Below are 23,772 nucleotides of genomic sequence, written 5' to 3' on the forward strand. Positions count from 1 at the left end.
AAGCGTGAAGCAACTTGTCGGACGGCGGCCGGGGCGCACGGACCCCGCCCGGTCTAGAACTCGAACATCAGCGTGGCGGCGAAGACCGTGCTTTGGGTCTTCAGGTTGTCCGGCTTTTTCAGCGGCCAGCCGGCCGACAGGTCGTAGCTGGCGTTGACCGCATTGGCAGCGCCGGGGATGGCGATGCGGCCGCGCAAGCCGGCCACCGCGCCGACCAGCGTGCGGCTGGCCAGGTACTCGGCCGAAGGGCCGCCAACGCGGCCGGCATCCAGGCCCGTGTAAAGTTGCTGGCCCAGGTTGCCCAGGTTCAGCGACAGGTCATTGCGCAGGGTCCAGCCGTCTTCCGCGGCCAGCGTCATCTGGCCATCGAAGCCGCGCACCGCATAGCGGTTGCCGATGGTGAAGTAATCCGCGGGCACGATGGGCGTCTTGGCGTGCTGGATCTGCCAATTGGCCTGGTAGGCCAGTTGCTGGCCGGCCACCTTGAAGGGCAGGTAGAGGCCGGCGTTGGCCGTCAGGATGGTGCTGCGGCCGTTCCAGTCGGGATCGCCGTAGACGTAGCCGGGCTGGTCGGAGAACTGCGGCAGCGTGCCGCGCACGCCGCCGCCAAGATCCAGCACCATCTGGTCGATGTATTGGCGGTGGCCGTAGCTGAACTCGTAGCCGACCACGTCGCGCCGCTGCACCTCGATGTCGATGTCGTTGAGGGTGCTGTTGGCACGCTTGCGCAGGAACTTCAACATGGCGGTGCCCTTGTAGCTGGCGCCGCGGTACGGCACCACCGACACGCCCGCCTCGATCTGCTTGCTGGTGCCGCCGTAGACGATGGGCTCTTCGAAACCGGCCACCGTCTGGCGATAGCGCGACTTGCTGGCGCCGGCGAACAGGGTCCAGTAGCCGAACGGAATGCTGTAGTTGACCGACGCGGCGCGCGAGCCGGCGTCGTTGTTGCGCAGGTCGGCGTTGCTGTTCCAGGACACCGACAACTGGTCGTACAGGAACAGCGGCGAATCGAGCGTGAGTCCGGCGTTCACCTGGTTCTTGCCGGTCGCTTCCATGCCGGCGTTGTCGCCGCCCACGTAGGCATGCCAGCGCTTGCCGGTGCCGGGCTTGATGATGATGTCGGAATCGCCCAGCTCGGGACCGGGCGCGACGTCGATCGACGCGTCCGCCTGGCCGGCCAGGCGGCGGATATTTTCCAGCGCCTGGTCCAGGTCACGCTGATTGACCTCGCCGCCTGGCCAGGTGGGCAGCGCGGTGCGCCACCAGCCGGGCGCGCCGTCGCTCTTGACGCCGGAAATGCGGCCGGGCACGTAGCGCAGGGTCAGCGTGCCGCCGGCCAGCGATTGCTCCGGCACCAGCACGCGGGCGGTGATCAGGCCGCGGTCGATCAGGCGCGCCATCAGGTGGGCCTGCAGGGCTTGCAGGCCCCGGCCGCCCACGCACCGGCCCAGCGCCGCCTCGCTGTCGCGGCGCAGCGCGGCGGGTGGCGGTGAGCCGTCCCAGACCACCTTGTCCAGCGTGAAGCAGGGAGACTCCACCGGAAACACCAGCGGCCCCTCGCCGGCGCCTGTGGACGGCGCCGACAGCACGTCCGGCCGCTCGGCGGCGCGGGCGCGCTGGGCGTCCAGCTCCTGCTCCTGGCGGCGCTGGATGTCGCTGGCGCGAGTGGCGGCCTCTGCGGGCAACGATTGCGCGGCCAGCCCAGACGGGATGGTCAGCGAGGCGATGGATGAAACGCACAGCGCCAGGCAGGGAAGCAGCCTCTGCCGGAGGCGGCTTCGCGGTACGATGGTATGCACTTGTTTCTTATTGAAATTGCTGGTTTCTTTCAATAACGGATGGAAATCGCGTTAATTAAGCGCATATTTCAATTTATGCCGGCTTTTTCAAAGGCTTTTTGGCGACAATCGAAAATATGCAGCGTGGAGCACGTGGCCATTCCGTTACGCACTCTTACGTCGCTAAATTAGTCGCTCGGCCCGCCCATGGCGATAGGAACAGTCTGAAACTGCCGGAAAATCATGGCCGCGCCGGTACCTGTGACGCGCCCCGCGCTGTGCCAAAATCGCGCCCATGCCGATCGATAACCGCCTGATTCCCTCCGCCCTCGCCACCCAGACGGCACAATTGCCCGCCGCCTGGCAGGCCGCCCTGCAGGCCCCACGCGTCGCCACGGCGCTACAGGCCGTGACCGCCCATGTGGAAAAGCGCCTTGCCGAAGGCGCGGTGATCTATCCGGCCACGCCCTTTCGCGCCCTGCACGGCCTGGCGCCCTCGGACGTGCGAGTGGTGATCCTGGGCCAGGACCCGTATCACGGCCCTGGACAGGCACAAGGGCTGGCATTCTCGGTGCCGGACGACTGCAAGCGCCCGCCCAGCCTGCGCAACATCTTCAATGAAATCGCGCAGGAATATCCCGGCACGCCGCTGCCGGCCGGCAATGACCTGACGCCGTGGGCCGCTCAAGGCGTGTTGCTGCTAAACACCGCCCTCACGGTGGAGGACGGGCAACCCGCGTCCCACGCCAAGCGGGGTTGGGAAACCGTGACGGACGCGCTCATCGCCCTGGTGGCGCAAGACCCGTCTCCGAAGGTTTTCATGCTGTGGGGCGCCCACGCCCAGGCCAAGCAGGCGTTGCTTCCGCACGACAGTGGCCATCTGGTGCTGATGGCCAATCATCCTTCTCCCCTGTCTGCCCGGCGCCCGCCCGTGCCGTTCCTAGGCTGCGGCCATTTCCTGGCGACCAACCGGTGGTTGAGCGACCAAGGGAAAAACCCTATTGATTGGAAGCTGGACAAAAAAATAATTCCCGCACAAGGCGAATTCGGGTTATGATCGCCGCACTGCACCAAACGAGTTCGGCATTTACCGCCTTGATTTAGCGGAAATTTCAGCAGTCTGCCGGGCAACCAAGCCCAGCCCCATGCCGAACATCATCGATTCCTGACCTCCTTTCCTTTCGCCCTGCGTTCCAAGCAGCATCACGGGAACGCGCCACGCGCACGGTTGATTCGGTCGGCACGATGCTCCATCAACCGTCGCCTGGATCCGGCCGCCTAATCCCCTGGCCCGACCAAGCACTGCGCCGCATTTGATCGCGGCAAGGGAAAGTAATGTCTTTCGAAAACCTGGGCCTGGCGCCCGCCCTGCTGTCGGCCCTGCAAGACGCTGGCTTCACCACCCCCACCACCGTGCAAGCCTCGGCCATTCCGCAGGCGCTGGCCGGCCACGACCTGATGGTGTCGTCGCAGACCGGTAGCGGCAAGACCGCCGCCTTCATGCTGCCGGCGCTGCACCGCATCGCCCAGATGCCCGCCAACAAGGGCGTCGGCGTGCAAGTGCTGGTGCTGGCCCCGACCCGCGAACTGGCCCTGCAGGTCACCGACGCCACCGCCACCTACGGCCGCAAGCTGGCCGACCTGCGCACCGCCACCGTCGTCGGCGGCATGCCCTATGGCGCCCAGCTGAAGGCGCTGTCGCGCCGCGTCGATGTGCTGGTGGCCACGCCCGGCCGCCTGATCGATCACCTGAATTCGGGCCGCGTCAAACTGAACACCGTGCACACCCTGGTGCTGGACGAAGCCGACCGCATGCTGGACATGGGCTTCATCGAGGATATCGAAACCATCATCAGCCGCCTGCCGGTCGAACGCCAGACGCTGCTGTTCTCGGCCACGCTGGACGGCACCGTTGCCAAGCTGGCCGCGCGCATGATGCGCGACCCGCAGCGCATCGAAGTCGCCGGCGCCAAGGAAAAGCACACCAACATCACGCAGAGCCTGCTGTACGCGGACGACGCCAGCCACAAGATGCAGCTGCTGGACCACGTCCTGCGCGACGCTTCGCTGGACCAGGCCATCGTCTTTACGTCGACCAAGCGCGGCGCCGACGATCTGGCCGACCACCTGGCCGACCAGGGCTTTGCCGCCGCCGCCCTGCACGGCGACATGAACCAGCGCCAACGCACCCGCACGCTGTCGCAGCTGCAGCGCGGCCAGCTGCGCATCCTGGTCGCCACCGACGTGGCCGCGCGCGGCATCGACGTGCAAGGCATCAGCCACGCCGTCAACTTCGACCTGCCGATGCAGGCCGAGGACTACGTGCACCGTATCGGCCGTACCGGCCGCGCCGGTCGCAACGGCCTGGCGTTCACGCTGGCCACGCATTCCGAGCGCCACAAGGTGCGCCGTATCGAACACTACATTGGCCAGTCCATCACGCCCGAAGTGATCGCCGGCCTGGAACCCAAGCGCACCCCGCGTCCGTCGACCGGCGGCGCGCCGCGCGGCGGCAAGCCTTTCGGCAAGCGTCCGGGCGGCTTCGGCGGCGGCTACCAGGGCCACCGTGACGGCGGTTCGCGTGAAGGCCGCTCGTTCGGCGGTCCGCGTGGTGAATTCAAGCCGCGCGAAGGCGGCTACCAGGGCGCCCGCGAAGGCGGCGGCTACCAAGGCAACCGCCCGTTCGGCGACCGCCCGGCCCGTTCGTTCGGCGATCGTCCCAGCTTTGGTGATCGTCCCCAGCGCGAAGGCGGCTACCAGGGCAATCGTCCCTTCGGCGACCGCCCCCCGCGTGAAGGCGGTTTCCGTGGCGGCGACCGTGATTCGCGCCCGAGCTTCAGCGACCGCCCCAGCTTCGGCGATCGCCCGCAGCGCGATCCGCGCCCGTTCAACGAGCGCGGCCCGCGTGAAGGGGGCTTCCGTGGCGGCGACCGCGATTCGCGTCCGAGCTTCAGCGATCGCCCCAGCTTTGGCGACCGTCCGCAGCGCGAAGGCGGCTTCCGCGGCGGCGACCGCTCGGAAGGCGGTTTCCGTGACCGTCCCAGCTTCGACAAGCGCCCCGGCGGCCCCGCCAAGCGCTTCAACAAGCCGGCCGGCGCCCGCCGCGGCTAAGCCCTCGGCACCCAACAAACCCCGCGCCTGTCGCGGGGTTTGTTTTTTGGGAAAATGCCCTATTCACGACGCCTTTCCTTCCTCCATGCAACGCCCCGCTCCCGCCAACCTGCCCCCGCTGTCTCCCGCCGCCCAGGCCCATAGCGAAGCCGCCGCCGCGCATCTGCGCGCCGCCATCGCCGCCGCTTCGGGCTGGCTGCCGTTCGATCACTGGATGGCCGAGGCGCTGTATGCGCCGGGGCTGGGCTACTACGCGGCCGGCAACGTCAAGCTGGCCGAAGCCGATGCGCGCGCGCCCGCGGGCGATTTCGTCACCGCGCCGCAACTGACGCCGCTGTTCGCCCGTACCCTGGCGCGCCAGGTCGCCCAGGTGCTGCGCCAGACCGATACCCAGACGGTGCTGGAGTTCGGCGCCGGCACCGGCGCGCTGGCCGAAGGCGTGCTGCGCGAGCTGGATGCGCAGGGGCTGCAGGATACGCAGTACCTGATTCTCGAAGTATCGGCCGACCTGCGCGCGCGCCAGGCCGAGCGGCTGGCGCCGTTCGGCGAGCGGGTGCGCTGGCTGGATGCGCTACCCGAACGTTTCCGCGGTTGCGTGCTGGCCAACGAGGTGCTGGACGCGATGCCAGTGTCGCTATTCCGCTGGAGCGATGACGGCGTGGTGCTGGAACGCGGCGTGACGCTGGACCCGGCCCAGGGTTTCGTCTGGGAAGACCGGCCGGCTCCGCGGCGCCTGGCAGAGGCGGTGGCAGCGCGCATGCCGGCGTTGCCGGGGTATGTGTCCGAGATCAACCTGCAGGCCGAAGCCTGGATCGACGGCATGAGCGGTTGGCTGGAACAGGGCGCGGCGCTGCTGGTCGACTATGGCTTTCCGCAGGGTGAGTACTACCACCCGCAACGCGCCGGCGGCACGCTGATGTGCCATCTGCGCCACCACGCGCATGGCGATCCGTTCACCGCGCCGGGGCTGCAGGACATCACGGCGCACGTCGACTTCACCGCCATGGCGGATGCGGCGCAGGCAGCGGGTCTGCAGGTGCTGGGATATACCTCGCAGGCGCGCTTCCTGATGAACGCCGGACTGATGGAGTTGCTCGCGCAACTGGATCCGACCGACGCGCGGACCTACGCGCAAGCGGTGGCGCCGGTGCAGAAGCTGCTGTCGGAAGCCGAAATGGGCGAACTGTTCAAGGTGCTGGCGGTGGGCCGCGGCATCACGCAGCCGCTGATCGGCTTTGCGCGCGGCGACCGCCTCGGCAAGCTGTAGGAAGGGGCGGCGTCAGGCGGCGCGCAGCCGCTGCAAGCGCGCCTCGCGCAGGCTCTGCTTGATGCGCGCCGGATCGCCCGCGCAGGAGCGAGCGATGGCGCCGGCATCCACGCCGCGCACGGCTTCGGCCCGATCGCGCCAGGCATTGCCATCCACCGGGCGCAGCACCGCCGCCGCCGCCAGCAGATCAAGGAAGCGCTCAGGCTTGCGCAACGCATCGACCCGCTCCATCAGCGCAAGCTGCGCATCGGCCGGGTCGGCGCCAGCCGCCTGCGCGGCATCCAGACCCGTCAACATGTCGGGCAGCAGACGCGCGTAGTCGTTGCACTCGGTAGGCACGCGCAAGCGCCGGCCCAGGGCCTCGCGTCCGGGCGACAGCCGGCACAGCAGCGCATAACGGCCCGGCAGCGACAGCTTGCGCGCGGCCGCGCGATCGACGTCGCCATCGGTCTCCTCGGACCCTGTCAATTCGGGCATGACGCGCTCCAGCGCCCCCGACTGCCGCAACACGTCCAGCATGCGCGACGGCGCGGCCGCCATCAAGCCGCGCGACACTTCTTTCCAGACGCGCTCGGGCACCAGGGCGTCGGCCTCGCCGGCCTCGACCATCTGGCGGCACAGAGCCATGGTCTCGGGCGCGACGCTGAAGTCGGCGAAACGCGCGGCGAAGCGGGCCAGGCGCAGGATGCGCACGGGATCTTCCTGGAATGCCTCGCCCACATGGCGGAACACGCGGGCCTGGACGTCGGCGGCGCCGCCGAGCGGATCGACCAGTTCGCCGTCCTGCTTCTGCGCAATGGCGTTGACCGTCAGATCGCGGCGGCGCAGGTCCTCTTCAAGCGTGACGTCGGTGCCCGTGTAGAACGTGAAACCCTTGTAGCCGCGGCCCGACTTGCGTTCGGTGCGCGCCAGCGCGTATTCCTCTTTGGTGACCGGGTGCAGGAACACCGGGAAATCGCCACCCACCGGAATGAAGCCGCGCCGCGCCATGTCCTCGGGCGTGGCGCCGACCACCACCCAGTCGTGATCGCCGGGCGTCAGGCCGAGCAGCGCGTCGCGCACTGCCCCGCCCACGATGTAGACCTGCAGGCCCTGCGTCGCCACATCCTCCGTCATGGCAGGGTGGTGCTTTCCGCGCCCAGCGGGACCACGTTGCCCAGCCGCTCTTTCAGCGACTGCGGCTGGCCGCTGAACATGGCGGCGTAGTAGACCGAGTTGGACATCACGTTCTTGACGTAGGTGCGCGTCTCGTTGAACGGAATGGTCTCGGCGAAGATCGCGCCTTCGACGGGGTGATTGAAGGTCGAGCGCCAGTTGTGCGGGCGGCGCGGACCGGCGTTGTAGCCGGCGCTGGCCAGCATCTGCGAACCGTTCAGGTCGCGCAGCACCATGTTCAGATAGTTGGTGCCCAGCTCGGTGTTGGTATCGAAGTCGTTGACGCTGTCGGGCGTGAAGTTGCTCATGCCGATCTTGCCCGCGACCCATTTGGCCGTGGCCGGCATCAGCTGCATCAGGCCGGAGGCGCCGACGTGCGAGCGCGCGTCCATGATGAAGCGCGATTCCTGGCGGATCAGGCCGTAGACCCAGGCGGGGTCGAGCGCGATGGCGTTGGCCTTGGCGGTGACGCGGCCCTCGAACGGCGCGATGAAGCGCTGGCTGAAGTCGAATTCCTTCTCGGTGCGGTCGGATGTGTTGACCACGCGGTCGTAGATGTTCTCGGCGCGTGCCAGTTCGGCGGCGGCAAGCAGTTGGCGGTCGCTCATGCCCCGCAACGCGAAGTTCCATTCGGGCACGGCTTCCTGGCGCCAGCCCAGGCGGAACAGCTGCACCGCGCGGCGCAGGCCCGGGTTGGCGCGGGCTTCGGCGATCTCGCTGTCGCTGATGGGCGCCGGGCGCGGCGGCACGGTGATGCGCCGGCCCAGTTCCTCGGCGGCCAGCTGGCCGTAGAAGTCGAAGCGGTCGGCGATGGAGGCGTAGGCCGCGTTGGCCTGCTCGCGACGGCCGGTGGCGGCCATGCCGCGCGCCTTCCAGTAGATCCAGGATGGATCCTGCTGTTGTGCTGCAGGCATCTGGTCGATGGACTCGATGACCCACTTCCAGTCGATCTTGGGCTGGCGTAGCGCCGCCCGCACCTTCCAGCCGGCGTTGTATTCCGTCATGCGGATATGGCCGGCTTCGTGGTACCAGTCGTCGGCGCGGCTGTCCAGGTTGAGCGCGGCCACCAGCGCGTACTGGCCACGGATCCAGGCCAGGTTCGACTTGGCCATGGACTTGGCCCATTCGCGCCGCAGGTAGGAATCGGCCACGTTGATGTCGGAACGGGCCAGGCGCGCCAGGGCGATGGTGACCAGTTCTTTTTCGTTGCGGCCCACCGGCAGGCGGTCCTGCCGCGTCAGCCAGCGCATCGGGTCCTTGATGAGGACGTCGTAGGTCTTCTGGTCGCGCGGCTCGAACATGTACTGCACGAACTTGCGCGCGTCGGTGGTCTTGTTGGCCTCGATGGCGTCGCGCAACTGCGGTTCGAGCTGGTCCCAGCCCAGGACGTTGTCGGCCACCAGCTGGTCGTACAGCGTCCAGCAGGCGCTGCCCGGCGCGAACACCGCCATGGCCTGCGCGGCCGTGGCACGCTGGCCGGTCATGTGCTTGGCGTTGAGGATGGCGCATTCGACCTGGGCGTTGCTGTTCTTGACCGGAGCCAGCTTGCGCACGGTCTCGAAGTCGCCGCTGCGCGCGGCGGCCAGCAGCCAGTCGGCGCGCAGCCGATCCGCCAGATAGGCATCGCCATTGCTGTTGATGAACTTCTGCAGCTCGGCGTTGGGACGCCCGCCCGCGGGCGGGCTCCACAGCTGATAGCGCAACAGCCAGTACTCCGGATACATGCCGAGCGGATCGGACTTGGCCTGGGGCACCAGGGCGCCCAGGATCGACCACTGCTTGCGATTCATGGCTTCGCGCGCGGCCACCACGGCGGCCAGCGCGGGCGTTTCGGCGGTGGGCGGCAAGCCCGCCAGCACGGCCGGCGGCACGGCGATGGCCGGTTGCGGCGCTTGCGCGGCGGGTTGCGGCTGGGTATTGACGGATGCGGTGCGCTGCTGGGCGTCGACGGGCGCGCAGGCCGCCGTGAACAGCGCCAGCAAGGGCAGCCAGCGGCGCAGGCCGGCGCGGGCGTCGGCGGTGCGCGGGGATTTCATGGCGGTTTTCTGATACCGTCCGGATTGCGGGCCGTGGACCGCGGCCATGGGATTGCGCACGGGCTTCATGCGCGGACCTTGAGGGCAGCTTGCGGATCCGCGCAGTGATAGGCGCAGAGGCAGGCACGGCGATGCGCGTGATCGTTGGCGCGGCCGCCGGCGTGGCGACCGCCTGCGCGATGGCCCGCGCGCAGGTTCGCACCGTTAGACGTTTTATCGCTGACCCGCATTGTCGCCTTCATTTTCCACCCCTGTTACAGCTACCGCATGACTACGCAAAATACTCCAGAGGATACCGCAAGCCAGCTACGCACGCGATTGCGGAAACTGCGCGCCGAACTGCCTGAAGACCAACGCAGCCGCGGCGGCCTGCTGATGCGCGCGCGGCTGTTCACCTGGCTCAATGTGGCCCGCGACGAAGCCGTGCGGGCCGGCCGCCGCGCGCCCGCCGTCGTGGCGGCCTTCTGGCCCATGGAAGACGAGCCGGACCTGCGGCCGCTGCTGGAGCAATGGACCGAAAATGGTGTCACGGTGGCGCTGCCGGTGGTGCGCGAACGCAACGCGCCGCTGGCCTTCCTGCCCTGGACGCCCGACGCCGAACTGCGCGCCGGCCCCTATGGCATCCAGGAACCGGCGCAAGGGGCCGAGGTGCTGCCCGACGTGCTGCTGGTGCCCACCCTGGGTTACACCGAATCCGCCGACCGCCTCGGTTACGGCGGCGGCTACTACGACCGCACGCTGGCGGCGCTGCGCGAGCGCGGCCACGCCTTCACCACCATCGGCGTGGCCTGGAGCTGCGGCGAACTGGACCCCGGCTATGAACCCGCCGCCCACGACTTCCGCCTCGACGCCGTCATCACGCCGGACGGCTGGGTGCCGCATGCCCCGCAGGAACAACCCGGCCAAGGCGGCACCACGGTGCAACGCTACACGCTGCGCTGACGCACCAGTTTTGCCCCGGGGCTTGCACCAGAACGGTGCAAGCCCTATGATCTGACCCTGATATCCCCGATTGCCGCTTGCTGCGGCATCCCTCGCGGGCACCACCCCGCTCCGCCTGCGCGCGCCGTCCGCGCCGACGCCATGCCGTCGCGCAGCCCCACATTCGGACCTGTTCCGCCCCGCCCACCCGGCAGCGGAAGCCGTCGTCCCGCCCACGCCATCGCTGCCTCCGTACATCCGGAGGGTAGCCAGCCGCCGCCGACCAGAGGATATTTACCTCCAGGCGGCCCCCCGTCGGCGCCAGCCCAAGCTGGCACACGGGTTGCTTATTCATTCAGACCGGCCACGCATGGCCGGACAACGGCCGCGCCCAAGCCGGCCGTCAGCATCTGCAACGGAGGAGCCATGAAGGACAGATCATCCCGTCCCGCCGCCTATGACGAAATGCGCGACAGCGCAGGCGGCATACGCTCCCACTACCAGGCCTTCGAGCGCTGGCACCAGGAGCAATCGGCCGAAGCCATGGCGGCGCGCCGCCTGGAGGCCGACCTGAGTTTCCGGCGGGTCGGCATCACTTTTTCGGTGGCGGGCGACGCCGCCGGCACCGAGCGCCTGATCCCGTTCGACATGATCCCGCGCATCATTCCCGCCGACGAATGGCGCCGCCTGGAGGCCGGCCTGAAACAGCGCGTGCGGGCGCTCAACATGTTCATCCACGACATCTATCACGGCCATGAGATCGTGCGCGCCGGCGTGGTGCCGGCCGAGCAGGTGTTCCTGAACGCCCAGTACCGCCCCGAAATGCAGGATGTGGACGTGGCCGAGGACATCTACTGCCACATCGCCGGGGTCGACATCGTGCGCGCCGGCGCCGGCGAGTTCTACGTGCTGGAGGACAACCTGCGGGTGCCGTCCGGTGTGTCGTACATGCTGGAGAACCGCAAGATGTCGATGCGGCTGATGCCCGACGCGTTCAGCCGCATCAAGGTCGAACCGGTGGCGCACTACCCAGACCTGCTGCTGGACAACCTGCGCGAAGTGGCGCCGCACGGCGGCGATGATCCCACGGTGGTGGTGCTGACGCCCGGCATGTACAACTCGGCCTATTTCGAGCACGCCTTCCTGGCGCAGCAGATGGGCGTGGAACTGGTGGAGGGCCAGGATCTTTTTGTCGAGCAGAACACGGTCTACATGCGCACCACGCAGGGGCCGCGCAAGGTGGACGTGATCTACCGCCGGCTGGATGACGACTTCCTGGATCCGTTGTCGTTCCGCGCCGACTCGGCGCTGGGCGTGCCGGGGCTGCTGTCGGTGTACCGCGCCGGCCGCGTGACGCTGGCCAATGCGATCGGCACGGGAATCGCCGACGACAAGTCCACCTATCTCTACGTGCCCGACATGATCCGCTTTTATCTGAGCGAGGAGCCGATCCTGTCGAACGTGCCCACCTGGCGCTGCGGCCGGCCGGAGGAACTGTCGCACGTGCTGGCCAACATGCACGACCTGGTGGTCAAGGAAGTGCATGGCGCCGGCGGCTACGGCATGCTGGTGGGTCCGTCGGCCTCGCGCGCCGAGGTCGAGTCGTTCAAGGAGCGCGTGCGCGCCAACCCCGCCAACTACATCGCGCAGCCCACGCTGGCCCTGTCCACGGTGCCGACCTACGTTGAATCCGGCGTGGCGCCGCGCCACGTCGACCTGCGCCCCTACGTGCTGTGCGGCAAGGACATCCGCACGGTGCCGGGCGGCCTGTGCCGCGTGGCGCTGACCGAAGGCTCGCTGGTGGTCAACAGCAGCCAGGGCGGCGGCACCAAGGACACCTGGGTTCTGGAGGAATAACGATGCTGAGCCGAACCGCCGACAATCTGTTCTGGATGTGCCGCTACACCGAGCGCGCCGAGAACACCGCCCGCATGCTGGACGTGAACCTGCAGATGTCGCTGCTGCCGCAGGACGCGCAGACCCGCGAAGGCTCGTGGAACGCCGTGCTGCGCATCTCCGAATTGCACCGCCTCTATCACGCCAAGCACGCCGCGATATCGCCGCAGGACGTGCTGCAGTACATGGTGCGCGACGCCGAGAACCCCTCGTCCATCTACAGCTGCATGCGCGCCGCGCGCGAAAACGCCCGCGCGGTGCGCGGCAGCCTCACCACCGAAGTCTGGGAGACCTACAACACCACCTGGCTGGAACTGCTCAAGCACCTGCACACCGGCCTGCTGGAACGCAACCCGGGCGAGTTCTTCGAATGGGTCAAGTTCCGCTCGCACCTTGCGCGCGGCGTCACCATCGGCACCATGCTCGAAGACGAGGCGCTGTACTTCCTGCGCATCGGCATGCACCTGGAGCGGGCGGACAACACCGCGCGGATGCTGGATGTGAAGTTCCACGAGCGCGACGGCGACGGCGCGCAGCAACAGCAACAGGAAGGCCGCGGCGAAGGCAGCCCTTCGGGCGCGCTGCAAAGCGAGTTCTACCGCTGGTCGGCGCTGCTCAGCTCGGTGTCCGGGCTGGAGATCTATCGCAAGGTGTACCGCGACGTCATCACGCCGGACCGCGTGGCCGAGCTGCTGATCCTGCATCCCGACATGCCGCGCTCGCTGCTGGCGGCCATGCGGGCGGTATCCGAGGATCTGGCCCGTGTGTCCAACCAGCGCTCGACCGAAACCCAGCGACGCGCCGGCATGCTCTGCGCCGAACTGCAATTCGGCCGCGTCGAGGACATCCTGCGCAGCGGCCTGCACCAGTACCTGGAGCACTTCCTGGACCGCATCAACGACCTGGGCAACCGGATCAGCCAGGACTTCCTGGTGCCGTTGTCGGCATGACAAGGAGACAGGCATGAAACAGATCATCACGCACGTCACGCACTACCGCTATACGGCGCCCGTCACCTACAGCATCCAGACGCTGCGGCTGACGCCGCGCGACGACGAACACCAGCGCGTGCTGCGCTGGCACATCGAGGCGCCCGGCGCGCTCGAGCAGCAGGTGGACGCCTACGGCAACATCACCCACACGCTGACGTTGAACCGCCCGCACACCGAGATCGAGCTGCGCGTGGTCGGGCAGGTATTGGTCGGCTCGCTGACGCAGGGCGCGCTGGGCGGCGAGGACAGCCGCCTGCCGGTGCACGCCTATTGCGTGCAGACGCCGCTGACGCAGGCTGATGACACCATCCTCGCCTTCGCCCACGCCGTGCTGCCCGACGGCCTGAACACGCCCGCCGACGTGCTGACACTGGCCACCGCGATCCACGACCGGGTCGCCTACGAGCCCGGCACCACTGACGTCACCACCGCCGCCGGCCAGGTGCTGGCGCTGGGCCATGGCGTCTGCCAGGACCACGCCCACCTGTTCCTGGCCTGCGTGCGCGGCCTGGGCGTGCCGGCCCGCTACGTCAGCGGCTACCTGTACACCACGGCCCAGCACGCCGCCAGCCATGCCTGGGCCGACGTCTGGCTGGCAGGCGCCGGCTGGACCAGCGTGGACGTGACCAACCGCCAGTTCGCCTCCGATTGCCACTGCCGCCTGGCGGTGGGGCGCGACTACGACTCGGCCTCGCCGGTGCGCGGCGTGCGCAGCGGCGGCGGCGAGGAATCCATGGAGGTCAACGTGCAGGTCCAGACCGCGGCCCAGCAATAACCCCGTCCGGCCACGCCGCAATACAATGCGGTGTGGCTTTTCCCATTTTTCGATCATGACCTACTGCGTAGCCGCCCGCTTAGACGCCGGCCTGGTTTTCCTGTCCGATTCCCGCACCAATGCCGGGGTCGACCAGATCAGCGTATTCCGCAAGATGACCGTCTTCGAGCGTCCCGGCGAACGCATGATGGTGCTGATGACCTCCGGCAACCTGGCCGTCAGCCAGGCCGTGCTGAACGCGCTGGCACGGCAGCACGACGAGGGCGGCGAAACCGTCTGGAACGCGCCCGACATGTTCGAGGCCACCCGCCGCGTCGGCGCGGCGGTGCGCGCGGTCTACCACCGCGAGGCCGCGGCCCTGCACGAACAGGGCGTGGACTTCAACGTCAGCCTGATCTTCGGCGGCCAGATCGGCAGCGAGCGCTGCCGCCTGTTCCAAGTGTATTCGGCCGGCAACTTCATCGAGGCCGGCTCGGAATGCCCGTACTTCCAGATCGGCGAGGCCAAGTACGGCAAGCCCATCCTGGACCGCGTGCTACGCCCCGACACCTCGCTGGACGAGGCCGCCAAGTGCGCGCTGATCTCCATGGATTCGACGCTGCGCTCGAACATCTCGGTCGGGCTGCCGCTGGACCTGCTGGTCTACGACGCCGACGCGCTGCGCGTCACCCATTTCGCCAGCATCGACGAGCACAACGAATATTTCCGCATGATCCGCAGCACGTGGGGCGAACGCCTGCGCCAGGTGTTCGCCGAGATCCCCGATCCACTCTGGACCCGTCCTGAAGACCCCGGCTCGCTGGTGCCCGCCAGCCGCATCCACCAGCCGCTGCGCGCCGAACCGGTGGACATGACGCCGCCGGCCTATCCGACGCCGCAGGTGCTGGCGCAAGACCCGGGGAAGGACCAGCCGAACTAGGCAGGACCTGTCTCACCGTACAAACCCGGCTTTCCGCTTCCCTAAGCCCGGCTTGTAAAACCGCAAATTCTCATCTTCCGGCTGGCGCGCCACACTGGCGCCAGCCCGCCATGCATCGTCTTGCGGGTCGCCATAACACCATAAGGACGAGACATGACCCCGAATTTCCCGCGCGCCCTGCGGCGCCTGGCCGTGCCGTTGCTGGCGCTGGGCTGCCTGGCCGGCGGCCCAGCCATGGCCCAGAGCAACTATCCCAACCATCCCATTTCCCTGGTCGTGCCGTTCGCGGCGGGCGGTCCCACCGACGTAGTGGCCCGCAGCCTGGGCGCCGCCATGTCCAAGACGCTGGGTCAGAGCATCGTGGTCGAGAATCGTCCGGGTGCGGGCGGCACGCTGGCGGCTACGCACGTGGCGCGGGCAGCGCCGGACGGCTATACCTTCCTGATCCACCACAACGGCATGGCCACGGCGCCCGCGTTGTATCGCAAGCTGCCGTTCAACCCGCTCACCGACTTCGCCTACGTCGGCCAGGTGGCCGACGTCCCCATGACGCTGCTGGGCCGCAAGGACCTGCCGCCGGGCGACATGGTCGAATTCATCAAGTACGCGCGCGCCAATGGCAACAAGATCAACCTGGCCAACGCCGGCCTGGGCGCGGTCTCGCAGTTGTGCGGCATGCTGCTGCAGGAAGCGCTCGGGACGCAGTTCACCACCATTCCGTATGCCGGCACCGCGCCCGCGCTGACGGCGTTGCTGGGCGGCCAGGTGGATGTGCTGTGCGACCAGACCACGCAGACCATTCCGCACATCAAGGCGCAGCGGGTGAAGCTGTACGGCGTCACCACGCTCGACCGCATCAGGACGCTGCCGGACTCGCCGACCCTGCAGGAAAGTGGCGTGAAGGGCTTCGAGGTCAAGGTCTGGCATGGCGTCTATGCGCCCAAGGGCACGCCACCGGAAGTGGTGGCAAAGTTCAATGAGTCGCTGCGCGCGGCGCTGAAGGACCCCGCCTTCACGCAGAAGATGGCCGAACTGGGCGCGGAGATCGTGCCCGAGGCCAAGCAGACGCCGGCCGGCCTGCAAAGCTGGCTGCAGTCGGAAGTGGACAAGTGGGGGCCGATCATCCGCAAGGCGGGCGTGTACGCGGACTGAAGCACCGGGCTCGCCCCGGACGTGCGCCTGCCGCCACCGCCCTGCCGACAAGTGGCGGCGGCAAGAGGCGCATGCCGGCAGCCCCGCGACGTGGCTCTGACACGTCGAAAAAAAGGCCGGCAATGATTGCCGGCCTTTCCGTTGCCGCCTGACGAGCAGCCTGGCTGCTACACGCTCAGTTCCTTCCACACCGCCAGCGGCGCTTCGGCATGGTTGAGGGTGTAGAAGTGCAGGCCGGGCGCGCCGTTGTCCAGCAGGTTCTGGCACAGCTCGGTGACCACATCCACGCCGAAGGCGCGGATCGAGGCCTTGTCATCGCCCAGTTCGGCCAGGCGCAGGCGGATCCAGCGTGGCACTTCGGCGCCGCACATTTCCGAGAAGCGCAGCAGCTGGGTGTGGTTGGTGATGGGCATGATGCCCGGCACGATCGGCACCCGCACACCCTTGGCCTGGGCCCGGTCGACGAAGTCGAAGTAGGCGTCGGCGTTGAAGAAGTACTGGGTGATGGCGGCATTGGCGCCCGCCTTGACCTTGGCCACGAAGTGATCCAGATCCGCCGACGGATTGGCGGCCTGCGGGTGCATTTCGGGATAGGCCGCCACTTCGATGTGGAACCAATCGCCCGTTTCCTCGCGGATGAACGACACCAGTTCGTTGGCGTAGCGCAGTTCGCCGGCGTCGCCGCCCATGCCCGAGGGCAGGTCGCCGCGCAGGGCGACCACGCGCCGCACGCCTTCGTTCTTGTAGGCCTGCAGGATGTCCCGCAGGTCCTGGCGCGAGGCGCCGACGCACGACAGGTGCGGCGCCGCATCGCAGCCCAGGTTACGCAGCGTGCGCACCGCGTCGGCCGTGCCGGCGCGGGTGGAGCCGCCGGCGCCGAACGTCACGCTGACGTACTTGGGCTGGATCGCCAGCATCTGCTTGGCCGCGCGGACCAGCCGCTCCTGGCCGGCCAGGTCGCGAGGCGGAAAGAATTCCAGGCTGAAAGCCGGAGAAGTCGAGTCGGACATATCGGATCAGTTATCCATAGCGCCATGCGCATCGCATGAAACAGGTGCCGCCCCCTCGGGGTGCCGCGGAGCCGGCTTTGCCGGCCCGCTGGCACGCCCCCTTGAGGGGGAGCGCGTGGCGCTCGGGGGTGGGAATTCAGGGGATCAGTTTGGTAAGCAGGCCCGAGATGATGCTGTACAGGATCGCACCGCCCACGGCCCACCAGAACCCGTTGACCTGGAAGCCCTTCAGCACGGAGCCGACGAACCAGAACAACAAGGCGTTGATGACGATGAGGAAGAGACCGAGCGTGACGATCGTGATGGGCAGTGTCAGCAGCACCAGCACCGGCTTGACCAGCATGTTGACCAGACCCAGCACCAGCGCGGCAATGAGCGCCGAACCGAAGCTGGCCACGGTGATGCCGGGCAGCAGGTAGGCAACGGCCAACAGGGCCACCGCGTTCAGGATCCAGACGAGTATCAATGCCATTGTTCGACCTCCTGTATTGACGCTCCGCGGCCCCGTCGTCGCCAGGCGAGACGGGCGAGCCCCGCGGACCGGAAAGCCCGCGCCGACATGGCGCGGCACTTCCCTATTTTGCTACAAGCATCAGTAGCGGTAGTGATTCGGCTTGTAAGGACCTTCGACCGGCACGCTGATGTAGTCGGCCTGGTCCTTGCGCAGCGTGGTCAGGTTCACGCCCAGCTTCTTCAGGTGCAGGCGCGCGACCTTCTCGTCCAGGTGCTTGGGCAGCACGTAGACTTCGCCCGACTTGTAGGCTTCGTTGCGCGTGAACAGCTCGATCTGGGCGATGGTCTGGTTGGCGAACGACGACGACATCACGAACGAGGGGTGGCCGGTGGCGCAGCCCAGGTTCACCAGGCGGCCTTGGGCCAGCAGGATGATGCGCTTGCCGTCCGGGAAGATGACGTGGTCGACTTGCGGCTTGATCTCTTCCCACTTGCAGTCGGCCAGGCTGGCGACGTCGATTTCGTTGTCGAAGTGGCCGATGTTGCAGACGATCGCCTGGTCCTTCATGGCGTTCATGTGCTCACGCGTGATGACGTGGTAGTTGCCGGTGGCGGTGACGAAGATGTCGCCATGGGCGGCGGCTTCTTCCATGGTCACGACCTTGAAGCCTTCCATGGCGGCCTGCAGGGCGCAGATCGGGTCGATTTCGGTGACCCACACCTGGGCGCGCAGGGCGACCAGCGCCTGGGCGCAACCCTTGCCCACGTCGCCATAGCCGGCGACCACGGCGATCTTGCCGGCGACCATCACGTCGGTGGCGCGCTTGATGCCGTCGACCAGCGATTCGCGGCAGCCGTACAGGTTGTCGAACTTGGACTTGGTGACCGAGTCGTTGACGTTGATGGCCGCGAAGGCCAGCTCGCCCTTCTGCGACATCTGGTACAGGCGGTGCACGCCGGTGGTGGTTTCCTCGGTCACGCCCTTGATCAGGGCCAGGCGCGTCGAGTACCACTTCGGATCACGCTCGAGCGTTTTCTTGATGGCGGCGAACAGCACGCGCTCTTCTTCGCTGCCGGGGTTGGCCAGCACCGAGATGTCCTTCTCGGCCTTGGTGCCCAGGTGCAGCATCAACGTGGCGTCGCCGCCGTCGTCGAGGATCATGTTGGCGTTCTGGCCATTGGGCCATTCGAAGATCTTGTGGGTGTACTGCCAGTACTCTTCCAGCGTTTCGCCCTTGACGGCGAAGACCGGCGTGCCCGACGCGGCGATGGCGGCGGCGGCGTGGTCCTGGGTCGAGAAGATGTTGCACGAGGCCCAGCGCACTTCGGCGCCCAGCGCCACCAGCGTTTCGATCAGAACGCCGGTCTGGATGGTCATGTGCAGGCTGCCGGCGATGCGGGCGCCCTTGAGCGGCTGCTTGGCGGCGAACTCTTCGCGGATGGCCATCAGGCCGGGCATTTCGGTTTCGGCGATGGCCAGCTCGCGACGGCCCCAGCCTGCCAGCGACAGGTCGGCGACGATGTAGTCGGAGAAGGATTTATCGGTGACAGCGTTCATGGTGTGTAGGCTCCACGTGAATGACGAACGGCGCACGATACGGCCGGACAACGCGAAACCACCACGACACTCGAGTGCTCGCCTTTTCCGCCGTACGCGACAAAGGTGAGCGCCGTTGCTGTAACGCCGTGCAAGGCACGGCGCTTGAACAAGGATTCCTGAGCCTGGCGAACCGGGTTCCGCGGGCCATGGGACATGGCGGGAACCGCAAGGTCGTCGCAACGCTCCTCAGGATTGACGGGCATTGTACCGGTTTGGCCCGGGCAGTGGAAAGCCCGACATGCAATGTCGGATCGGCGGCGGTCAGCCTGCCGGGGCCAAGGGCCCGGCCAGCTCCGCGCCGGGGGTCAGCGGCACCAGCGATGCCAGCAGATCCGTGGCCACGGCGTCCCAGCTGCGCGTCAGGGCGTGCTCGCGCACGGCGTGCCGGTCCAGCGGCAAGGCGGCGCGGCAGGCATGGGCCAGGTCGTCATCCAGGAAACCGGTGACGCCTTGCGTCACCACCGCCAGCGGCGCTTCGCTGCGGAACGCCGCCACCGGCGTGCCGCAGGCCATGGCCTCCAGCATCACCAGGCCGAACGTGTCCGTCAGGCTGGGAAACACGAAGACATCCGCCGCGCCGTAGAACGCCGGCAGGGCCTCGTCGTTCTGCATGCCCAGGAACACCGCCTGGGGAAAGCGCTTTTTCAGACGCGCCTCGTCGGGGCCCGCGCCCACCACCACCTTGCTGCCGGGCAGGTCCAGCGCCAGGAAAGCGTCCAGGTTCTTCTCGCGCGCCACGCGGCCGACCGACAGGAAGACGGGCCGCGGCAGGTCCTGGAACGCCTGGCCGGGGGTGGGCTGGAATTTGCGGGGATCGACACCGCGCGACCAGATGCGCAGATTGGCGAAGCCGCGCCGCACCAGGATGTCGCGCACCGTCGGCGTGGGCACCAGCACGCATTGCGACGGCCGGTGAAACCAGCGCAGGAAGCGCCACGGCAGCGCGGCCGGAATGCCCATGCGCGCCTGCAGGTAGTCGGGGAACATCGTGTGGAACGAGGTGGTGAAGCGCCAGCCGCGCGACAGCGCCATGCGGCGCGCCGCCAGGCCCAGCGGGCCTTCGGTGGCGATGTGGAGCGCGTCGGGCACGGTATCGCCCAGGATGCGGCGCAGTTGCCGTCCCGGCTGCAGGCACAGCCGCAGGTCCGGCTCGGACGGGGCCGGCACGGTGCGGCTGCCCTGGGGATTCACCACGATCAGTTCGTGGCCCCACTCGGTGAGGATCTGCTGCATGGTCGTCCAGGTGCGGACGACGCCATTGACTTGCGGATGCCAGGCATCCGTAACCAGGACGATGCGCATGATGGGGCCGGAAGTGGGCAATAGCGCGATTTAGCCCGCGCCATGTGACACCCTCAAGACCGCGCCCGGCGCGGCCGGCCTAGTTGTTGCGGCGGGGATACCCTTGCGCCTTGATGCGGGTCCAGACTTCGCGCTTTTCCTCTTCCGTCATGAAGACCCAGTTGGCCACTTCCATGGCCGTGCGGCCGCAGCCCCGGCAGATATCGTCGAACAGCGTGGAACAAACGGCAACGCAGGGGGAATCCGAGGTGCGGAAGGCACGCTGCGCGTCCTCGGGCTCGGGCAACTCGGTCAGATCGGCAAAAGACGGATTCATGGCCGAAAGGTTAACACCAGCGGTGCGTCCCTTTTTGGATAGCCCTATCGCCCGCCGTGGCTTGATTGACAACGCGGGAAGGGGTCAATCCGGACCGCATTTGCCCCTACTTCCGCTCCCAGCCGAAGAAGGCGGATACCTCGCGCAGCAACGCGTCCGGGGTTTCTTCGGCCAGATAGTGGGCGCCGGGCAACGGCCCGCCGTCGACCTCGTCGGCCACCGCCCGCCACAACCCCAGCACGTCGAAATTGCGCCCGACCGCGCCGCGCTCGCCCCACAGCACGCGCAGCGGCATGCGCAGGCGCTCGCCGGCCGCGCGGCCCTGGCGGTCATGCTCCAGGTCCAGCGTGGCGGAGGCGCGGTAGTCTTCGCAGATACCGGTGGCCCAGCCCGGCAGGCGCGCCGTGCGCTCGTACTCGGCCATCGCCTCGTCGGAAAAATGCGCCAGCCCGCCGGGGCGGCCGCCCATCACCGAACGCAGGTAGAACACCGGATCGCGCTCGATCATGGTCTCGGGCATGGGCGCGGGCTGGATCAGCCAGAACCAGTGATAGTAGGCCTGGGCGAAGGCGCGGGTGGTGTTTTCGTACATGTCCAGCGTCGGCGCGATATCCAGCAGCATCATGCGTCCGACCGCCTCCGCGTGGTCCAGGCCCAGCCGGTGCGCCACGCGGGCGCCGCGGTCGTGGGCCAGGATGTCGAAGCGCTCGTGCCCCAGGGCGCGCATCAGCGCCACCATGTCGGCCGCCATGACGCGCTTGGAATGCGCGGCGTGGTCCGGCGTGGCCGCGGGCTTGTCGCTGTCGCCATAGCCGCGCAGGTCGGCGGCCACGCAGGTGTGGCGGCGCGTCAGTTCGGGCCAGACGCGATGCCAGATGGCGTGGGTCTGCGGATGGCCGTGCAACAGCAGCAAGGGCGGTCCCGAGGCATCGACACGGGCGGCGATGTGGATGCCATTGACCTCGTGGCGGCGCACGGGCAGATTGAAGAATGCGGTCATTGCGGTCTGTGCCTCTCAGTCTGTGGCGTTCATTGGCCGAGCCGGTCGCGCACGCGGCGCGCCACGTCTTTCATCCAGGGATGCCGGGCCCAGTGGCCGGCCTCGAAGTGTTCCACATCCGCCAATTGCTGTAACGAGGCACCCACCATGTCCTGCCCCTGCGAAAACATGCGGCGGTGCCGCGCCGGCAGGTCGAAATGCCCGCTCCAGCCGTCCGCGGCCCGCACCGTGCCCGCCAGCGCATCGATCTCGACGCGGTTGCCGGCGGGATCGGACACCCGCGCCAGCAGCGCGTCAACGTCGGCCGGCGGCAGGCTCACCAGCAGCAGGCCGTTGTTGAGCGCGTTGAAGTAGAAAATCTCGCCGAAGCTGGCGGCCACGACCGCGCGGATGCCGTACTGCATGAGGCCCCAGACCGCGTGCTCGCGGCTGGAGCCGCAACCGAAATTGGGCCCTGCCACCAGCACCGCGGCGCCGGCGTAGGCGGGCTGGTTCAGCACGCAGTCCGGACGCGGCGCACCGTCGGCGTCAAAGCGCAGGTCATAGAGCAGGCCACGATCCAGCCCGGCCTTGTCGATGATGCGCAGGAACTGCTTGGGCATGATCTGGTCGGTGTCCAGATTGGAATACGGCAGGGGCGCGGCGACGCCGCTGATGATCTGGTTCATTGCGGGTTCTCCAGGTCGCGCACGTCGACGATGCGGCCGGCCAGGGCGGCGGCGGCGGCCATGGCGGGGCTCATCAGATGGGTGCGTCCGGCGCGGCCCTGGCGGCCTTCGAAGTTACGATTGGTGGTGGACGCGCAGCGCTCGCCCGGCCGCAGCACGTCGTCGTTCATGGCCAGGCACATCGAACAGCCCGGCTGGCGCCATTCGAAACCGGCGTCGACCAGCGTGGCGGCGATGCCTTCGGCCTCGGCCTGGGCGCGCACCGCGCCCGAGCCGGGCACCACCATCGCGCGCACGCCGCCGGCCACCTTGCGCCCGCGCACGACATCGGCCACCACGCGCAGGTCCTCGATGCGGCCGTTGGTGCACGAGCCGATGAAGACCCGATCGATGGGCACGCCGGCGATCGGCGCGCCCGGTTGCAGGCCGATGTATTCCACGGCCTTTTCCAGCGCCAGGCGCGCCAGCGCGTCCGGCTCGGACTGGGGATCGGGGACCGTGCCGGTGATCGGCATGGCCTGGTCGGGGCTGGTGCCCCAGGTCACGAAGGGCGCGATTTTCCTGGCGTCGAAGACATGTTCGGCGTCGAACACCGCATCGGCGTCCGAGCGCAGGGTCGCCCAATAGGCGCGCGCCTGCGCCAGTTCCGCGGCGTCCAGGTGCCGGGCACGGGCGGCGACATAGGCGTCGGTGGTGGCGTCGGGCGCGATCAGCGCGGCGCGGGCGCCGGCTTCCACCGTCATGTTGCACAGGGTCATGCGGGCCTCTGCCGACAGGCCATCGATGGCGCTGCCGCAGTATTCCACCGCGTGGCCGCGCGCGCCCTGCGCGCCGATGCGATGCACCACGTAGATCACCAAATCCTTGGCCGACACGCCGGCGGGCAGATGACCGTCGACGCGGATGCGCATGTTGCGCGCGACCCGGTACACCAGGGTCTGGGTGGCAAGGATGTGTTCGACTTCCGAGGTGCCGATGCCAAAGCCCAGCGCCCCCAGCGCGCCATAGGTGGTGGTGTGGCTGTCGCCGCACAGCACCACCATGCCCGGCAGGATCATGCCGTGCTCGGGCGCGATCACGTGCTCGATGCCCTGCAGCGGGTCGGTGGTGTCGAACAGCGCGATGCGCTGCTCGTCGCAATTGCGCTTGAGATTGCGGGCCTGGCGCGACGAGGCATCGTCGGGAATCACGCGCAGCGCGGCCGGCACCGGATGGGTGGGAATGATGTGATCCACCACCGCCATCTGCTGGCCGGGCCGCAGCGCCTGGCGGCCGCGCGCGGCCAGGCCGCTGAAGGCCTGCGGACTGGTGTACTCGTTCATGATGTGCAGATCCACGTACAGCAGGATGTGTTCATCGTCGATGCGGGCCACCTCATGGCTGGCCACCAGCTTGTCGTATAGCGTCATGCCGGGCAT

The 23,772-nt window shown here is 68.0% G+C and carries 20 protein-coding genes and 1 riboswitch; of the genes, 9 read left to right on the forward strand and 11 right to left on the reverse strand.

Annotated features, from left to right (window positions below):
- Nucleotides 1-53: 53 nt before the first annotated feature.
- Nucleotides 54-1,802, reverse strand: coding sequence for a ShlB/FhaC/HecB family hemolysin secretion/activation protein (locus AT699_RS29510; protein WP_058207655.1), 1,749 nt, complete (start codon nucleotides 1,800-1,802; stop codon nucleotides 54-56).
- A 274-nt stretch (nucleotides 1,803-2,076) separates the two neighbouring features.
- Between AT699_RS29510 and AT699_RS29515 the strand changes: the two genes are divergently transcribed.
- From AT699_RS29515 to AT699_RS29525, 3 genes are all read left to right on the forward strand, one after another.
- Nucleotides 2,077-2,838 (forward strand): uracil-DNA glycosylase, encoded by a 762-nt coding sequence (locus AT699_RS29515; protein ID WP_006389807.1) that lies wholly within the window; start codon nucleotides 2,077-2,079, stop codon nucleotides 2,836-2,838.
- 278 nt (nucleotides 2,839-3,116) lie between these two features.
- Nucleotides 3,117-4,892 (forward strand): DEAD/DEAH box helicase, encoded by a 1,776-nt coding sequence (locus tag AT699_RS29520; RefSeq protein WP_024070698.1) that lies wholly within the window; start codon nucleotides 3,117-3,119, stop codon nucleotides 4,890-4,892.
- A gap of 85 nt (nucleotides 4,893-4,977) precedes the next feature.
- Nucleotides 4,978-6,159 carry a class I SAM-dependent methyltransferase gene (locus AT699_RS29525; RefSeq protein ID WP_024070699.1) on the forward strand — a complete coding sequence of 394 codons (1,182 nt, stop codon included), beginning with the start codon at nucleotides 4,978-4,980 and terminating at the stop codon, nucleotides 6,157-6,159.
- A gap of 12 nt (nucleotides 6,160-6,171) precedes the next feature.
- Here the strand turns inward: AT699_RS29525 and AT699_RS29530 are convergent, their stop codons facing one another.
- The gene (locus AT699_RS29530; RefSeq protein WP_058207537.1) at nucleotides 6,172-7,275 is read right to left on the reverse strand and encodes a tRNA CCA-pyrophosphorylase; all 1,104 of its coding nucleotides are present in this window, start codon (nucleotides 7,273-7,275) and stop codon (nucleotides 6,172-6,174) included.
- Complete coding sequence (locus tag AT699_RS29535) at nucleotides 7,272-9,350, reverse strand: lytic transglycosylase domain-containing protein (protein ID WP_045953403.1); 2,079 nt, start codon at nucleotides 9,348-9,350, stop codon at nucleotides 7,272-7,274. The genes AT699_RS29530 and AT699_RS29535 overlap by 4 nt, the downstream gene beginning before the upstream one ends.
- Before the next feature lie 267 nt (nucleotides 9,351-9,617).
- On the opposite strand from AT699_RS29535, the gene AT699_RS29540 reads away from it, so the two are divergent.
- The 6 genes from AT699_RS29540 (at nucleotide 9,618) to AT699_RS29565 (ending at nucleotide 16,005) form a co-directional block, all read left to right on the forward strand.
- Nucleotides 9,618-10,292, forward strand: a complete 675-nt coding sequence (locus tag AT699_RS29540) for a 5-formyltetrahydrofolate cyclo-ligase (RefSeq protein WP_026382089.1) — start codon at nucleotides 9,618-9,620, stop codon at nucleotides 10,290-10,292.
- 405 nt (nucleotides 10,293-10,697) lie between these two features.
- On the forward strand, nucleotides 10,698-12,128 hold the full coding sequence (locus AT699_RS29545; RefSeq protein ID WP_024070703.1) for a circularly permuted type 2 ATP-grasp protein: 1,431 nt from the start codon (nucleotides 10,698-10,700) through the stop codon (nucleotides 12,126-12,128).
- Nucleotides 12,129-12,130: 2 nt separating this feature from the next.
- Nucleotides 12,131-13,117, forward strand: coding sequence for an alpha-E domain-containing protein (locus AT699_RS29550; protein WP_006389789.1), 987 nt, complete (start codon nucleotides 12,131-12,133; stop codon nucleotides 13,115-13,117).
- A gap of 13 nt (nucleotides 13,118-13,130) precedes the next feature.
- The gene (locus AT699_RS29555) at nucleotides 13,131-13,934 is read left to right on the forward strand and encodes a transglutaminase family protein (RefSeq protein ID WP_024070704.1); all 804 of its coding nucleotides are present in this window, start codon (nucleotides 13,131-13,133) and stop codon (nucleotides 13,932-13,934) included.
- Between the two features lie 55 nt (nucleotides 13,935-13,989).
- Nucleotides 13,990-14,853, forward strand: a complete 864-nt coding sequence (locus AT699_RS29560) for a proteasome-type protease (protein WP_006389787.1) — start codon at nucleotides 13,990-13,992, stop codon at nucleotides 14,851-14,853.
- A gap of 153 nt (nucleotides 14,854-15,006) precedes the next feature.
- Nucleotides 15,007-16,005, forward strand: coding sequence for a tripartite tricarboxylate transporter substrate-binding protein (locus AT699_RS29565; protein WP_024070706.1), 999 nt, complete (start codon nucleotides 15,007-15,009; stop codon nucleotides 16,003-16,005).
- Between the two features lie 167 nt (nucleotides 16,006-16,172).
- Here the strand turns inward: AT699_RS29565 and metF are convergent, their stop codons facing one another.
- From metF to leuC, 8 genes are all read right to left on the reverse strand, one after another.
- Nucleotides 16,173-17,015, reverse strand: a complete 843-nt coding sequence (metF, locus tag AT699_RS29570) for a methylenetetrahydrofolate reductase [NAD(P)H] (protein WP_020925929.1) — start codon at nucleotides 17,013-17,015, stop codon at nucleotides 16,173-16,175.
- Between the two features lie 136 nt (nucleotides 17,016-17,151).
- Entirely contained in the window at nucleotides 17,152-17,487 is a 336-nt protein-coding gene (locus AT699_RS29575) for a phage holin family protein (RefSeq protein ID WP_006389784.1), read from the reverse strand.
- Between the two features lie 120 nt (nucleotides 17,488-17,607).
- A complete protein-coding gene (ahcY, locus tag AT699_RS29580; RefSeq protein ID WP_006389783.1) occupies nucleotides 17,608-19,026 on the reverse strand; it encodes an adenosylhomocysteinase in 1,419 nt (472 codons plus the stop codon).
- A 100-nt stretch (nucleotides 19,027-19,126) separates the two neighbouring features.
- A riboswitch (S-adenosyl-L-homocysteine riboswitch) is annotated at nucleotides 19,127-19,262 on the reverse strand.
- A 67-nt stretch (nucleotides 19,263-19,329) separates the two neighbouring features.
- Complete coding sequence (locus tag AT699_RS29585) at nucleotides 19,330-20,370, reverse strand: glycosyltransferase family 4 protein (protein WP_006389782.1); 1,041 nt, start codon at nucleotides 20,368-20,370, stop codon at nucleotides 19,330-19,332.
- A gap of 79 nt (nucleotides 20,371-20,449) precedes the next feature.
- Nucleotides 20,450-20,686 (reverse strand): DUF1289 domain-containing protein, encoded by a 237-nt coding sequence (locus tag AT699_RS29590; RefSeq protein ID WP_006389781.1) that lies wholly within the window; start codon nucleotides 20,684-20,686, stop codon nucleotides 20,450-20,452.
- 106 nt (nucleotides 20,687-20,792) lie between these two features.
- On the reverse strand, nucleotides 20,793-21,686 hold the full coding sequence (locus AT699_RS29595) for an alpha/beta fold hydrolase (protein ID WP_024070707.1): 894 nt from the start codon (nucleotides 21,684-21,686) through the stop codon (nucleotides 20,793-20,795).
- A 29-nt stretch (nucleotides 21,687-21,715) separates the two neighbouring features.
- Nucleotides 21,716-22,354, reverse strand: coding sequence for a 3-isopropylmalate dehydratase small subunit (gene leuD / locus AT699_RS29600; RefSeq protein WP_006389779.1), 639 nt, complete (start codon nucleotides 22,352-22,354; stop codon nucleotides 21,716-21,718).
- Nucleotides 22,351-23,772 (reverse strand): 3-isopropylmalate dehydratase large subunit, encoded by a 1,422-nt coding sequence (leuC, locus tag AT699_RS29605; protein ID WP_024070708.1) that lies wholly within the window; start codon nucleotides 23,770-23,772, stop codon nucleotides 22,351-22,353. Before leuC ends, leuD begins: the two co-directional genes overlap by 4 nt.

This window comes from Achromobacter xylosoxidans (assembly GCF_001457475.1).
In the GTDB taxonomy this organism is placed as follows: domain Bacteria; phylum Pseudomonadota; class Gammaproteobacteria; order Burkholderiales; family Burkholderiaceae_B; genus Achromobacter; species Achromobacter xylosoxidans.

What these genes read in the sequence shown, in the direction of transcription:
- AT699_RS29530 (WP_058207537.1), bottom strand. Translation starts at nt 7,275, where the DNA reads ATGACGGAGGATGTGGCGACGCAGGGCCTGCAGGTCTACATCGTGGGC.
- AT699_RS29550 (WP_006389789.1), top strand. Translation starts at nt 12,131, where the DNA reads ATGCTGAGCCGAACCGCCGACAATCTGTTCTGGATGTGCCGCTACACC.
- AT699_RS29515 (WP_006389807.1), top strand. Translation starts at nt 2,077, where the DNA reads ATGCCGATCGATAACCGCCTGATTCCCTCCGCCCTCGCCACCCAGACG.
- ahcY (WP_006389783.1), bottom strand. Translation starts at nt 19,026, where the DNA reads ATGAACGCTGTCACCGATAAATCCTTCTCCGACTACATCGTCGCCGAC.
- leuC (WP_024070708.1), bottom strand. Translation starts at nt 23,772, where the DNA reads ATGCCCGGCATGACGCTATACGACAAGCTGGTGGCCAGCCATGAGGTG.
- AT699_RS29575 (WP_006389784.1), bottom strand. Translation starts at nt 17,487, where the DNA reads ATGGCATTGATACTCGTCTGGATCCTGAACGCGGTGGCCCTGTTGGCC.
- AT699_RS29555 (WP_024070704.1), top strand. Translation starts at nt 13,131, where the DNA reads ATGAAACAGATCATCACGCACGTCACGCACTACCGCTATACGGCGCCC.
- metF (WP_020925929.1), bottom strand. Translation starts at nt 17,015, where the DNA reads ATGTCCGACTCGACTTCTCCGGCTTTCAGCCTGGAATTCTTTCCGCCT.
- AT699_RS29545 (WP_024070703.1), top strand. Translation starts at nt 10,698, where the DNA reads ATGAAGGACAGATCATCCCGTCCCGCCGCCTATGACGAAATGCGCGAC.
- AT699_RS29590 (WP_006389781.1), bottom strand. Translation starts at nt 20,686, where the DNA reads ATGAATCCGTCTTTTGCCGATCTGACCGAGTTGCCCGAGCCCGAGGAC.
- AT699_RS29535 (WP_045953403.1), bottom strand. Translation starts at nt 9,350, where the DNA reads ATGAAATCCCCGCGCACCGCCGACGCCCGCGCCGGCCTGCGCCGCTGG.
- AT699_RS29585 (WP_006389782.1), bottom strand. Translation starts at nt 20,370, where the DNA reads ATGCGCATCGTCCTGGTTACGGATGCCTGGCATCCGCAAGTCAATGGC.
- AT699_RS29565 (WP_024070706.1), top strand. Translation starts at nt 15,007, where the DNA reads ATGACCCCGAATTTCCCGCGCGCCCTGCGGCGCCTGGCCGTGCCGTTG.
- AT699_RS29520 (WP_024070698.1), top strand. Translation starts at nt 3,117, where the DNA reads ATGTCTTTCGAAAACCTGGGCCTGGCGCCCGCCCTGCTGTCGGCCCTG.
- leuD (WP_006389779.1), bottom strand. Translation starts at nt 22,354, where the DNA reads ATGAACCAGATCATCAGCGGCGTCGCCGCGCCCCTGCCGTATTCCAAT.
- AT699_RS29525 (WP_024070699.1), top strand. Translation starts at nt 4,978, where the DNA reads ATGCAACGCCCCGCTCCCGCCAACCTGCCCCCGCTGTCTCCCGCCGCC.
- AT699_RS29595 (WP_024070707.1), bottom strand. Translation starts at nt 21,686, where the DNA reads ATGACCGCATTCTTCAATCTGCCCGTGCGCCGCCACGAGGTCAATGGC.
- AT699_RS29560 (WP_006389787.1), top strand. Translation starts at nt 13,990, where the DNA reads ATGACCTACTGCGTAGCCGCCCGCTTAGACGCCGGCCTGGTTTTCCTG.
- AT699_RS29540 (WP_026382089.1), top strand. Translation starts at nt 9,618, where the DNA reads ATGACTACGCAAAATACTCCAGAGGATACCGCAAGCCAGCTACGCACG.